The sequence below is a fragment of the Streptomyces kanasensis genome (genome assembly GCF_043077165.1).
GTDB lineage: Bacteria > Actinomycetota > Actinomycetes > Streptomycetales > Streptomycetaceae > Streptomyces > Streptomyces changanensis.
In genome coordinates, this window is sequence record NZ_JBIBSF010000002.1 from 700,008 (window position 1) to 712,389 (window position 12,382).

11 protein-coding genes are annotated in these 12,382 nt (G+C 77.2%); 6 read left to right on the forward strand and 5 right to left on the reverse strand.

The features are described 5' to 3' along the window. Nucleotides 1-64: 64 nt before the first annotated feature. Entirely contained in the window at nt 65-988 is a 924-nt protein-coding gene (locus ACF053_RS08305; protein WP_391953110.1) for an N-acetylmuramoyl-L-alanine amidase family protein, read from the reverse strand. 10 nt (nt 989-998) lie between these two features. Beyond that, nucleotides 999-1,679, reverse strand: coding sequence for a class I SAM-dependent methyltransferase (locus ACF053_RS08310; protein WP_391953111.1), 681 nt, complete (start codon nt 1,677-1,679; stop codon nt 999-1,001). Nucleotides 1,680-1,822: 143 nt separating this feature from the next. Between ACF053_RS08310 and ACF053_RS08315 the strand changes: the two genes are divergently transcribed. The 3 genes from ACF053_RS08315 to ACF053_RS08325 all read left to right on the forward strand — a co-directional run bounded on the left by ACF053_RS08315 (nt 1,823) and on the right by ACF053_RS08325 (nt 5,665). After that, nucleotides 1,823-3,373, forward strand: coding sequence for an MFS transporter (locus tag ACF053_RS08315; RefSeq protein WP_391953112.1), 1,551 nt, complete (start codon nt 1,823-1,825; stop codon nt 3,371-3,373). Nucleotides 3,374-3,722: 349 nt separating this feature from the next. Then, nucleotides 3,723-4,472, forward strand: coding sequence for a GNAT family N-acetyltransferase (locus tag ACF053_RS08320; RefSeq protein WP_391953113.1), 750 nt, complete (start codon nt 3,723-3,725; stop codon nt 4,470-4,472). Between the two features lie 296 nt (nt 4,473-4,768). Continuing rightward, nucleotides 4,769-5,665, forward strand: coding sequence for a MaoC/PaaZ C-terminal domain-containing protein (locus ACF053_RS08325; RefSeq protein ID WP_391953114.1), 897 nt, complete (start codon nt 4,769-4,771; stop codon nt 5,663-5,665). Nucleotides 5,666-5,952: 287 nt separating this feature from the next. Here ACF053_RS08325 and ACF053_RS08330 read toward each other — a convergent pair whose 3' ends face one another. After that, nucleotides 5,953-7,125 (reverse strand): hypothetical protein, encoded by a 1,173-nt coding sequence (locus ACF053_RS08330; protein WP_391953115.1) that lies wholly within the window; start codon nt 7,123-7,125, stop codon nt 5,953-5,955. Nucleotides 7,126-7,591: 466 nt separating this feature from the next. Here ACF053_RS08330 and ACF053_RS08335 point away from each other — a divergent pair, with 466 nt between their 5' ends. Genes ACF053_RS08335 through ACF053_RS08345 form a run of 3 tightly spaced genes read left to right on the forward strand, consistent with a single transcriptional unit; the run spans nt 7,592 to nt 10,619 of the window. Beyond that, nucleotides 7,592-8,431: a Nif3-like dinuclear metal center hexameric protein gene (locus ACF053_RS08335; RefSeq protein WP_391953116.1), complete on the forward strand. Its 840-nt coding sequence runs from the start codon at nt 7,592-7,594 to the stop codon at nt 8,429-8,431. Further along, on the forward strand, nt 8,428-9,171 hold the full coding sequence (locus ACF053_RS08340) for a zinc ribbon domain-containing protein (protein WP_391953218.1): 744 nt from the start codon (nt 8,428-8,430) through the stop codon (nt 9,169-9,171). Before ACF053_RS08335 ends, ACF053_RS08340 begins: the two co-directional genes overlap by 4 nt. A 17-nt stretch (nt 9,172-9,188) precedes the next feature. After that, a complete protein-coding gene (locus ACF053_RS08345) occupies nt 9,189-10,619 on the forward strand; it encodes a bifunctional RNase H/acid phosphatase (protein WP_391953219.1) in 1,431 nt (476 codons plus the stop codon). A gap of 88 nt (nt 10,620-10,707) precedes the next feature. Here ACF053_RS08345 and eda read toward each other — a convergent pair whose 3' ends face one another. Together eda and yaaA are read right to left on the reverse strand one after the other, a co-directional pair. After that, nucleotides 10,708-11,367, reverse strand: a complete 660-nt coding sequence (gene eda / locus ACF053_RS08350) for a bifunctional 4-hydroxy-2-oxoglutarate aldolase/2-dehydro-3-deoxy-phosphogluconate aldolase (protein ID WP_391953220.1) — start codon at nt 11,365-11,367, stop codon at nt 10,708-10,710. A gap of 215 nt (nt 11,368-11,582) precedes the next feature. Beyond that, the gene (gene yaaA / locus ACF053_RS08355) at nt 11,583-12,365 is read right to left on the reverse strand and encodes a peroxide stress protein YaaA (RefSeq protein WP_391953117.1); all 783 of its coding nucleotides are present in this window, start codon (nt 12,363-12,365) and stop codon (nt 11,583-11,585) included. Nucleotides 12,366-12,382 lie beyond the last annotated feature (17 nt).

Below are 12,382 nucleotides of genomic sequence, written 5' to 3' on the forward strand. Positions count from 1 at the left end.
CAGGGGTGGCGCGAAGCACGCGGGGGCGGCCCCATCGTACGGACGAATGTATCGTCCGCCCGACCTACCCGAGCAGGTAGGTGCTGATGCCGTCCGCGATTCCCTGGGCGGCTTTCTGCCGCCACGTCGCATCGGCCAGCAATGCGGCGTCGTCCGGGTCACGCATGTTGCCGCATTCGACGAACACCTTGGGCACGGTTGACAGATTCAGTCCGCCGAGGTCGTCGCGGACGTCCAATCCCGTGCCCCCGCCGAGGTAGTTGGCCGGGGCGGATCCGGTCGCCCGGGCGAACGCGGCCTGGATGCGCTCGCCGAGCGTACGCGACGGGCCGACGATCGGCGCCGTGTCGGCCGCACCCGCCTTGACCAGGGCGGGGAGGATCACGTGGTGGCCGCGGTTGCCGGCCGCCGAACCGTCGGCGTGCACGGAGACGACGGCGTCGGCCCCCTCGCCGCCGCCCGCCGCGTTGCCGATCCGGGCGCGCTCGTCGACGCACGGCCCGAAGGGCCGGTCGGCGTCGTGGGTGAATTCGACGGTGGCGCCCTTCCCTTGCAGGACGGTGCGCAGACGACGTGAGACGTCGAGGGTGAATGCGGCCTCGGTGTAACCGGCGTCGGTGGAGGTGCCGGTGGTGTCGCATTCCTTGCGGTGGGTCCCGACATCCACCGTTTCATTGATCTCTGCGGTGTGCTGAAAATTCCCCGGATTGTGACCTGGGTCGATCACCACGACCTTGCCGGCGAGCGGCGCCGCGCCCGACCGGGTCGACGCGGACGGCCCCGGTCCGGTCGCGGCGGACGTCGCCGGCGCGGCGGGGGCGGGCGAGCCGTCCGCGCCGCGGCCGACGCCCGGCCGGCCGTCCGCCGGTCCGCCGGAGAACATCCCGGTGAGCGGCCCGGCGAGCGCGGCGGCCGCGGCGAGGGGGACGGCGGCCAGGAGGACGGCCTTGGTCAGGCGGCGGCGCTTGCGCGTGTCATCGTCGTACACGCGGGCGAGCCTAAGCGGTGGCGGTGGTTCCGGCCCGGTCCCCTGCGGCCGTTCGGCGCAGTACCCGCAGCGAGTCCGTCACCGACACCTCGGTGAAGCGGCCGGACTCCAGCGCCCGCAGGTAGATCCGGTACGGGGCCTGACCGCCGTCCGCCGGGTCGGGGAACACGTCGTGGATGACGAGCAGCCCGCCCTCGGCGACCTTCGGCGCCCACCCCTCGTAGTCGCCGGTCGCGTGCTCGTCGGTGTGGCCGCCGTCGACGAAGACCAGCCCGACCTCCCCGGCCCACACCCGGGCGACCTGCGGCGACCGCCCCACGACGGCCACCACGTGCTCCTCCAGGCCCGCCGCGTGCAGCGTCCGCCGGAAGGTCGGCAGCGTGTCCATCAGGCCGACCTCGGGGTCCACGACGGTCGGGTCGTGGTACTCCCACCCGGGCTGCTGCTCCTCGCTGCCCCGGTGGTGGTCGACGGTGACGGCGACGGTCCCGGCCTCGCGGGCCGCCTCGGCCAGCAGGAGGGTGGAGCGCCCGCAGTAGGTGCCGACCTCCAGCAGCGGCAGCCCCAGCCGGCCGGCCTCGACGGCCGCCGCGTACAGGGCGAGGCCCTCGCGGACGGGCATGAACCCCTTCGCGGCCTCGAACGCGGCGAGCGTGCGCGGCGTGGGCCGCGGGGTGGGAGCGGCGCTCATGGGCGGGGTCCTCCAGGTGGTGCGTACGGGTGGGGCCCATCGTGCCGCACGCCCGGCGCCCGTACCGGCGCGGGTCCCGCGGCCCGCGGCAGGGGTCCCGTACTCCCAAGTCGGGATGTACGGGGCGCTGCCCAGCTGCGACCATGACACGCATGGCCCAGCCCCGCACGGACACCGACGCCACCCCCACCGCCGCCGAACCCGCCCCGCTCCCCGCCCGCCCCTGGGCGGTGATCCTCTCCGCCTGCGCCGGGACGTTCCTCGTCGTGCTCGACGTGTCCGTCGTCAACGTCGCCCTGCCCTCGATGCGCGCGGACCTCGGCCTGTCGGCGCCCGCCCTGCAGTGGGTGGTGAACGCCTACGCCATCGCCTTCTCCGGTTTCATGCTGCTCGGCGGGCGGGCCTCCGACCTGTTCGGGCGGAAGCGGATGTTCCTGCTGGGCCTGGGCGTGTTCACGATCGCCTCGGTCGCGGGCGGCCTTGCGCAGGAGGGCTGGCAGCTGCTCGCCGCGCGGGCGGCCCAGGGGCTGGGCGCGGCGGTGCTGTCACCGGCGACGCTGACCATCGTGACGAGCGCCGTGCCGGAGGGCCCGGCGCGGACGCGGGCCATCGGCACCTGGGCGGCGGTCGGCGCGGGCGGCGGCGCGGCCGGCGGGCTCGTCGGCGGGCTCCTCACCGATCTGCTCGACTGGCGCTGGGTCCTGCTGATCAACGTGCCTGTCGGTGCCCTCGTCCTCGTCGCGGGCGCCGTGTGGATCCGGGAGGCCCGGACCGGCGCGGGGCGCCGCCTGGACCTGCCCGGCGCGGTCCTCGCCACCGGCGGCCTCGCGGCCTTCGCGTACGGCGTCGTGCAGACCGAACAGGCCGGCTGGACCACGGCGCGGACGCTGCTGCCGCTGCTCGGCGGCCTGGCGCTGCTCGGCGCGTTCCTGGTGGTGGAGGACCGGACGGCGGAACCGCTCGTCCCGCTGGGGGTGTTCCGGGTGCGGGCGGTGTCGGCGGCGAACGCCGCGCTGTTCGTGATCGGCTCCGCGACGTTCTCGTCCTGGTTCTTCATGACGGTCTACGCCCAGAACGTGCTCGGCTACGACCCTCTCCACGCGGGTCTCGCGCTCATGCCCAGTTCCCTCGGTGTGGTCCTCGGCTCGAAGGTGGCGCCCCGTCTCATGCCGCTGTTCGGCGCGCGCCGGCTCGCCGTGGGCGGCGCGCTGACCACGGCGGCGGGCTTCGCCTGGCAGTCGCTGCTGGATGTCGACGGGCAGTACCTGACGGCCATCATGGGGCCGGGCGTGACGATGATGGTCGGTGTGGGGCTCGTCCTCACCCCGCTGGCCGCGATGGCCACCTCCGGTGCCGCCCCCGGCGACGCCGGGCTCGTCTCGGGCCTGGTGAACACCTCCCGCACGATGGGCGGCGCGGTCGGTCTCGCCGTCCTGTCGACGGTCGCCGCCGCCGGCGCCGCCGGGGCCGCCACCCCGGAGGCCCTCACCGACGGGTACGCCCTCGCCTTCCGCACCGGCGCCGGGATCCTCCTCGTGGCCGCCGCCCTGATGCTCCTGTGGCTCCCGCGCCCGGTGGTGCCCCTCCCCGCGCAGAGCCGCACCCCGGCCGCCGTCCAGGCCCCCGGCCCGGCCCCCGTCCCGGTCCAGGCGCAGCCGCCGAGCCGGGCCAGGGACGCGAAGCGGACCCGGTGACGGTCCCGGCCGGGGCCGTCGGGCGGACGTCGCGACGGCCCCGGCCGGCCCGGTCGAAAACGGCGTTGCGGACCGTCCGCCGGCCGTGCGAGGCTCGGCGCCGCGGCCCCGCACGGAGGCCGACCCGACTTCCACCCCGAGGGATTGAAGCCCATGATTGCGGCGTCCACCAGCGGCCGCCGTCGGCGCTGACCGTTCGACACGGCGGCCCCACGTCCGCGGTGCCCGCGCCCCGGCGGCGCGCACCGCTCGCTCCCGCGCGCCCGCCCCCGCCCGCGCGCCGTCGGTGACGGCGCACGGACCGCGGGCGGCGTGCTTCCCGAGACACCCAACGTGAGGTCACACCACCGTGGACAACCACGTCCAGAGCTTCGCCGTAGCCAACCTCCGCCGCCGGCCCGTGGTCGTCGAGACCGGGGGCTTCGTCATCGGCGTCGATCCCACCAGCACCAGCCCGTACCTCAACTACGCCACGCCCCTGCCCGGTTCGCGGCCGACCGCCGAGGACGTCGCCGCGCTGGTCGGGGCGTTCCGCGAGCGGGGGCTCAAGCCCCGCCTGGAGTTCGCGCCCGACGCCGCCCCCGAGGTGGAACCGTCCCTGCGCGCCGCGGGGTTCACCACCGAGGCGTCGCACACCTACCTCGTCTGCACACCGGACACCTTCGCCCCGCCCGTCTCCGCCGTCCCGGTGGAGACCCCGGCCACGGACGAGGAGTACGCGGCGGTCGACGCGGCGCTCTGCGAGGCGTACGACCACGCCTTCCCCGCCTCCCCCGAGGGCGCGGCCCGGCTGCGCCGCATCGAGGAGCGGGGCGGCGCCGTCCGCTTCGTCCGCACGCCCGACGGCGGGTGCGCGGCCGCCGCCACCTGCTCGGCCCCGGCCGAGGGCACCGCCGAGGCGGCCGGCGTGGGCACCCGCCCCGCGTTCCGCGGCCGCGGCCACGCCGGCGCGGTCACCGCCGGCGTCACCGGGGCGCTGTTCGAGCGGGGCGCCGGCTCCGTGTGGCTGGAGTACGGGGGCGAGGGCTCCCGGCGCGTGTACGAGCGCCTGGGCTTCCGCCCCCGGGGCACCCGCCTCTACCTCGCCCTGGAGGACTGACCCACCGCCCGGGAGGCCCCGCGCGCACCCCGCGCGGGGCCCTCCGGCCCCGGGGGCCCGCGCGGCCTCCTTCCCACCGGGGGCGCCGGACGCTATACAGGAGGCCGCCATCCGGCCACCCGACCGCCGCACCCCGCGACCGCCGCACCCCGCGACCGCCGCACCGGGCGGCGGCCGTACCGGGCGGCGGCGCCACCGCCGTACCGCCGGGCGATCCCGCCACCGCCGGGCCGCCGGGCGACCGCCCCGCCGCAGAGCCGCCGCACAGTCCCGCCACCGGGAACGGAGCGCCCCGCATGCCCATCGACGTCCGGCGGGCCCTCACCGCCGCGCCCCGCTCGGCCGCCGTCACCTGGGACGCCACGGACGTCCAGCTCTACCACCTCGGCATCGGCGCCGGCGTCCCCGCCACCGACCCCGCCGAACTGCGCTACACGCTCGAATCCCGGCTGCACGTGCTGCCCGCCTTCGCCACGGTCGCCGGGGCGCGGTCGGGCGTCATCTCCGCGCTGTCCGCGCCGGGCGTCGACGTCGACCTCGCCGCGGTCCTCCACGGCGGGCAGCGCCTCGACGTGCACCGGCCCGTCCCGGTGAGCGGCCGCGCCGTCACCACGTCCCGGGTGACCGCCGTGTACGACAAGGGCCGGGCCGCCCTCGTCGTCCTGCGGTCCGAGACCGCCGACGGCGACGGGCCGCTGTGGACGAGCGAGGCGGAGGTGTACGTCCGCGGCGAGGGCGGGTTCGGCGGTGAACGCGGCCCCGCCCGCCCGGCCGCGGCACCGGACCGCGCGCCCGACCGGACCGTGGAGCGGCCCGTACGGGAGGACCAGGCGCTCCTGTACCGGCTCTCCGGCGACCGCAACCCGCTCCACGCCGACCCGGAGTTCGCCCGGCGCGCCGGCTTCGACCGGCCCGTCCTGCACGGGTTGTGCACCTACGGCATGACGCTGAAGGCGGTCGTCGACACGGTGCTCGGCGGGGACGTCACCCGCGTCCGCGCCTACCACGCCCGCTTCACCGGCGTCGTGTACCCGGGGGAGACCCTGCGCGTCCGCCTCTGGGACGCCACCGACCGCCCGGACCGCACCGGGGCCGGGGCCGGTGTCCGGGTCGCCGTCACCGTCGCCGAGCGCGGCGACGCGCCCGTCCTGTCCGGCACGGTGGGGGAGGCGGACGGACCGGCCACGACGTGACGAGGGCCGCCCCGGACACCCGGGACGGCCCCGCATGTGCGGCCGACGACATCCCGCCGGCCGCCAGGACACGAACCTACGCCGCGGTGGCTCCGCGGCCGGACTCCCTGCGGTGGCGGCCGTGCGGCTGCGCCGTCGTGTCCTCCGACGGCGCGGGTCCCCCGCGGTGCTTTCCGGAGCCGCCGGCGTCCCCGTGCGGTCGCAGCGCGTGGGTCGTGTCGGTGCTGGCTTCAGACATGTGGTGAAGTCACCCCGTAATGATCGCTGTTGACATGCGGCCCGTGAGTCTAACCGGGCACCGGGCGCCCGGTGAGAGGTGCCTGTTGCAACGGCACCGGCCTGCACACCACAGGAGTCCCGGAGCGGCCGGACGGTTCCCCACCTGCGGGTTCCGCTTGTGCGGGGGTCGTGTCGGCAACCGGTACGAGCGCCTCCGCCGCGCCCTCGACGCGGGCCAGGCCGCACGGCGCCGACGCGTGCGCGTACGGCAGCAGCAGCACCCCGTCCCGCGTCCACAGCCCCGCCCCGGCCAGCCAGCCGTCGGGCGCCGGCAGGTGCAGCAGCCGCCGTGCCGCCGGCCGCCACACCCCCACCCAGCTGCCCGCCGCCGCGTCGACCCGGAACGCCACCGCGCACGTCTCCGGCGTGAGCACCTGCCCCGGCTGCACGGCGAACGGGGTCAGTACGCCGTCCGCCGACCGCAGGCACTCGGGGAAGCGCACCGGCCGCGCACTGCCCAGGACCCCCCACCCCAGCCGTTCCCGGCCCGGTGACGGGGCGTCCGAACCGATCAGCAGCAGTCCGCTGTCCAGGTCGGCGAGGAGCAGCCGGTCGCGGCTGTCCTCCGCGATCTGGAGCAGCGGGGTGACCTCGCCGCTCCGCGCCAGGTCGACGGCGACGGTCTTGACCGGCCCGCCGTCCGCCTCCCGGTCCAGCGCCAGCAGCCGGCCCTGCCGGTCCAGCCACACCCCGCCCGAGCAGCGCCCCCGCACCTCCGCGACGTGCTCGGGGCCGTCCGCGCCGCCCGCCACCCGCCAGACGGCCGTCGAGCGCGCGCCGACCGCCAGGGCGTACGCGCCCGTCCCGTCGGGGGCGGGCGGCAGCAGCCGCACCGACTCCGCCTCGACCGCGCCGAGCGGGAGCTCGCCCGTCTCCGGGCCCGTGGGGTAGAGGAGAGAGAAGGTGTGCCGTCCGGCGACGCGGCGCGCGATGAGCACCCGGCCGTCCACGAGCGGCAGCAGTTGGGCGTCGGGGTCCTCGGGTTGATCGAGCGGCAGGGGGACGGCGTAGGGCTCCGGTCCGTCGAGGGTCCAGCGCTCGGGGAACAGCGCCTCGCCGCGGCCGGCGAGCCGGGCCGCGTAGGAGCCGTCCGCCGCGACCGCGAACCGGGTCCCGCCGGCCGCGGCGCCGTCCTGCGCGGCGGCCTCGATGGCACAGGCCTCGATGGCACAGGCAGTCATGGCTCGTCACCTCCGGCCTCGAAGCTAGTTTTCGCACTCCCTGCCGAACCGTGCGAACCCGCCCGCTTCACACATAAGGGTGGCGGTCGAGGGGTTCGCCTGAGCGGGAGGGCGCCGATGTGCTCACCGTCGCCGCTGGTGGGCGGCGCGGCGGTACCGAACGGAACGGGCAAGTCCGGTCCGGGGGCGCCATCCGGGCCCCGGGGGCACGGGCCGCCCCGTGCGAACGGCACCGGCTCCTCACCCGAACGGCCGTGGCCGTGCGCCAGGGTCGCGGCGGGGACGGCGGGGCGGCGGGGGCGGGGCGGCCCTGACCCGTACCCGGGGCGCCGTACGGGCCCGCGGGGGCGGCCGCTGCGGTGCCTCCACCGGTCGCGGTGGGCCTGCGGGGGCGGCCGGGACGGTGTCCGGGGGGCCGTGTGGGGAGGGGATCCGTGCCTCCTTGCCTTGCGGGTAGCCTTGCCTCGTGCCACGTCTCACCGAAGTCCTCGCCGAGCTCGACGCCCTCTGGCCCCCCGAGCGGGCCGAACAGTGGGACGCCGTCGGCACCGTCTGCGGCGACCCGGACGCCGAGGTCGACCGCGTCCTCTTCGCCGTGGACCCCGTCCAGGAGGTCGCCGACGAGGCCATCGCCCTCGGCGCGCAGCTCCTGGTCACCCACCACCCGCTCTACCTGCGCGGCACCACGACCGTCGCGGCCTCCCACTTCAAGGGCCGCGTCGTGCACACCCTCATCAAGCACGACGTCGCCCTGCACGTGGCGCACACCAACGCCGACACCGCCGACCCCGGCGTCTCCGACGCCCTCGCCGGCGCCCTCGACCTGCGGGTCGTCGGCCCCCTCGTACCGGAGAACGGCCTCGGCCGGATCTGCGAGCTCGACCCCCCGGAGACCCTGCGCGCGTTCGCGGCCCGCGCCGCCAGGCGGCTGCCCGCCACCGCGCAGGGCATCCGCGTCGCGGGCGACCTCGACGCGCCCGTGCGCCGGGTCGCCGTCAGCGGCGGCTCCGGCGACAGCCTGTTCGACGCCGTGCGCGCGGCGGGCGTCGACGCCTTCCTCACCGCCGACCTGCGCCACCACCCGGCGTCGGAGGCCACCCAGCACACCCCGCTCGGCCTCGTCGACGCGGCCCACTGGGCCACCGAGTGGCCCTGGTGCGAACTGGCCGCCGCCCAGCTCGACGAGATCTCCGACCGCCACGGCTGGAACCTGCGGGTGCACGTCTCCAAGACGGTCACCGACCCGTGGGCCGCCCACCACACGTCCCCCGTCGCTCATCACACCTCCCCAGGAGCCCCCAACTGAACGCCGCGCCCGCCGACCAGATCCGCCTCCTCGACGTCCAGGCCCTCGACACGCGCCTGTCGCAGCTCGCCCACAAGCGCAGGACCCTGCCCGAGCACGCCGAGATCGAGGCGCTGACCAAGGACCTCACCCAGCTGCGCGACCTGCTCGTCGCCGCGCAGACGGAGGAGGGCGACTGCGCGCGCGAGCAGACGAAGGCCGAGCAGGACGTGGACCAGGTCCGCCAGCGCTCCGCCCGCGACCAGCAGCGCCTCGACTCGGGCGCCGTCTCCTCCCCGAAGGACCTGGAGAACCTCCAGCGGGAGATCGTCTCCCTCGCCAAGCGCCAGGGCGACCTGGAGGACGTGGTCCTGGAGGTCATGGAGCGCCGCGAGTCCGCGCAGGAGCGCGTCGAGGAGCTGACCGCGCGCGCCGCCGCCGTCCAGGCCAAGGTCGACGACGCCACCGGCCGCCGCGACCGCGCCCAGCAGGAGCTGGACGCCGAGACCGCCTCCGTCACCAAGGAGCGCGAGCTGGTCGCCGGCTCCGTGCCGGCGGACCTGATGAAGCTGTACGAGAAGATCCGCGGGCAGCAGGGCGGTGTGGGCGCGGCCCGCCTGTACCAGCGCCGCTGCGAGGGCTGCCACATCGAGCTGAACATCACCGAGGTGAACGAGGTCCGCGCCGCCGCGGCCGACTCGGTCCTGCGGTGCGAGAACTGCCGCCGCATCCTGGTCCGCACCTCGGAGTCCGGCCTGTAATGAGCGGTGGGGAGCGGCTGTCCGAGCTGATCGTCGAGGCCGACGGCGGCTCCCGGGGCAACCCCGGCCCGGCCGGGTACGGCGCGGTCGTCCTCGACCCGGTGTCGGGGGAGGCGCTCGCCGAGGCGGCGGAGTTCATCGGCGTGGCCACGAACAACGTCGCCGAGTACAAGGGCCTGCTGGCCGGGTTGCGCGCCGCGCGCGAGCTCGCGCCGGACGCGTCGGTCCGGGTGCGGATGGACTCCAAGCTGGTCGTCGAGCAGATGTCCGGCCGCTGGAGGATCAAGCACCCGGACATGAAGCCGCTCGCCGCGGAGGCCGCGCGGATCTACCCGCCCGGGCAGGTCACGTACGAGTGGATCCCGCGCGAGCGCAACAAGCACGCCGACCGGCTCGCCAACGAGGCGATGGACGCGGGCCGCGCGGGACGGCAGTGGCAGCCGTCCGCGTCGCGCGCCGCGCTGGACGCCGGCGCGGCACGCGTGGTCGGCGACGCGACGGCGGGCGCGGCGAAGGCCCGCGCGGCGCTCGCGCACGCGGCGGCGCCACCGGTGGGCGGCCCCGTGACCGGCCCGGGCACGGGCCCCTCCTCCGGTACGGGGGCCCTGTCGGGCCCCGCGGCCGCGGCCGCCCCGGCGGCCCCCGGGGACGCCACGGCCCCCGCCGGCCCCGCGGCCCCGGCCGGCTCCGCGGCCTCGTCCGCCCCGGCGGCCCCCGCCGAGGCGGCCGGGGCGGAGCCCGCGCCCGCCACCGTCGAGCCCGCGCCCGCCGCCGGGGCGTCGCCCGCGACGCCGCCCGTCGGCTGGGCCGCCCCCGCCGACCTCGGGGCCCCCGCCACTTTCGTCCTGCTGCGGCACGGCGAGACGGCGCTCACCCCGCAGAAGCGGTTCTCCGGCAGCGGCGGCACCGACCCCGAGCTGTCCCCGGCCGGGCTGCACCAGGCGCGGGCCGTCGCCGCGGCGCTCGCCGCGCGCGGCACCGTCCAGGAGATCGTCTCGTCGCCGCTGCTGCGCTGCCGCCAGACCGCCGCGACCGTCGCGGAGCGCCTCGGTCTCGACGTGCGCGTCGACGACGGCCTGCGCGAGACGGACTTCGGGGCGTGGGAGGGCCTGACGTTCGCCGAGGTGCGCGAGCGGTACCCCGACGACCTCGACGCCTGGCTGGCCTCGCCGAAGGCCGCGCCCACGGGCGGTGGCGAGTCGTTCGCGGCGGTCGCGCGCCGGGTCGCCGCCACCCGCGACCGGCTGACGGAGCGCCACGCGGGGCGCACGCTCCTGCTCGTCACGCACGTGACGCCGATCAAGACCCTCGTCCGCCTCGCCCTGGGCGCCCCGCCCGAGGCGCTGTTCCGGATGGAGCTGTCCGCCGCGTCCGTCTCTGCCGTCGCCTACTACCGCGACGGCAACGCCTCCGTCCGGCTGCTCAACGACACCTCCCACCTGCGCTGACCCACCCGGAGAGCCGCATGCGGCGTCCGCCCGCGCCACCGGGCCGGGCCGCGGGCAGCAGCGACCCGCCCCGCGCCGCCGCCCCGCCCTACCGGGTGGCGTCGTCCGCCGCCGCGCCCGGCCCCACCGCGAGGGCCGCCGCCCCGCGCGCCAGGGACTCGATCCGTGCCCAGTCGCCGGCCGCGAGCGCGGCGGGCGGTGCCACCCAGGTACCGCCCACGCAGGGAACGTTCGGCAGCGCCAGGTAGCCGCGCGCCGACCCCGGTGTGATCCCGCCCGTCGGGCAGAACCGCGCCGTCGGCAGCGGTCCGGCCAGCGCGGCCAGGTACGCGCTGCCGCCCGCCGCCTCGGCCGGGAAGAACTTCATGTCGCGCACGCCCCGCTCCAGCAGGGCCACGACCTCCGAGACGGTCGAGACCCCCGGCAGGTACGGCACCCCCGACGCCTCCATCGCGGCGAGCAGCCCGCCCGTCCAGCCGGGGCTCACGAGGAACCGCGCGCCCGCCGCGACCGCCTCCTCGACGGCCCGCGGCGACACCACCGTGCCCGCGCCGACCAGGGCCCCCGGCACCTCGCCGGTGATCGCCCGGATCGCGTCGAGCGCCGCGGGCGTCCGCAGGGTCACCTCGACCGCCGGCAGACCACCCGCCACCAGGGCGCGTGCCAGGGGGACCGCCCCGGCGGCGTCCTCGACGACCACCACGGGCAGCACGGGCCCGCCCAGCGCGGGCAGCAGTTCCGGCGTCATCACGCCCGGCATCCTGCCCGCGCCCGCCCCACCCCGCAACGAGCGTTGCACCCCGTGCAACAGGCGGCGCAGGGGGCAAGGCCGACACAGGCGCCACGGCCGGTACGGGCACCACGGGCGGCATAGCCGGTACTGGCACCACGGGCGCTCACGGCCGGCACAGGCGCCACCGCCGGCACAGCGGCACCGGCGGCCCGGCAGCCGGACCGCGCGGCTCAGTGCACCTCGTCCACCAGCACGTCCAGCGACCACGCCTTCCCGGCCTTCTCCGGCGCAGCGCACTCCACGACGTACCCGAGGTCGCGCAGCGCCTCCAGCAGCTCGGCCGGCCCCGCCGGCGCGGCGCCCGCCTCCAGCAGGCTCCGCACGATCCGGCCCTTGGTCGCCTTGTTGAAGTGGCTGACCACCTTGCGGGTCGGCGCGTGCAGCACCCGCACCGTCGCCGTGCGCCCGGCGACCTCGCCCTTCGGCCGCCACGCCGCCGCGTACGCCGCCGACCGCAGGTCCAGCACCAGCCCGTCGCCGGCCGCCTCCGGCATGACCGCGGCCATCGGGCCGCGCCAGTACGCGCCCAGCGCGCCGAGCCCCGGCAGGCGCACGCCCATGGAGCAGCGGTACGACGGGATCCGGTCGTCGACCCGTACCGCGCCCCACAGGCCCGAGAAGACGAGCAGCGACGACCGGGCCCGCTTCCGCGCGGCCTCGTCCAGCGTCGCGAGGCCCAGCGCGTCGTACAGGACGCCCGTGTAGACCTCGCCCGCCGGACGGGCGCCGGCCTGGAGCAGCCCGGCGTTCTTGGCGACCTCGCCCCGCAGTCCCTCGCTCAGCCCCAGCACCTCGCGCGCCTTCTCCTCGTCCGCCGCGCACAGCTCGACCAGCTCCGCGAGCACGGCCGCCCGCGCCCCGGCCAGCCCCGGCAGCGACAGCGACTCCGGCCGCAGCGGCGCGCCGCGCCCCGAGGCGGCCTTGCCCTCCGACGGCGGCAACAGCACGAGCACGGTGGTTCTCCTCACGT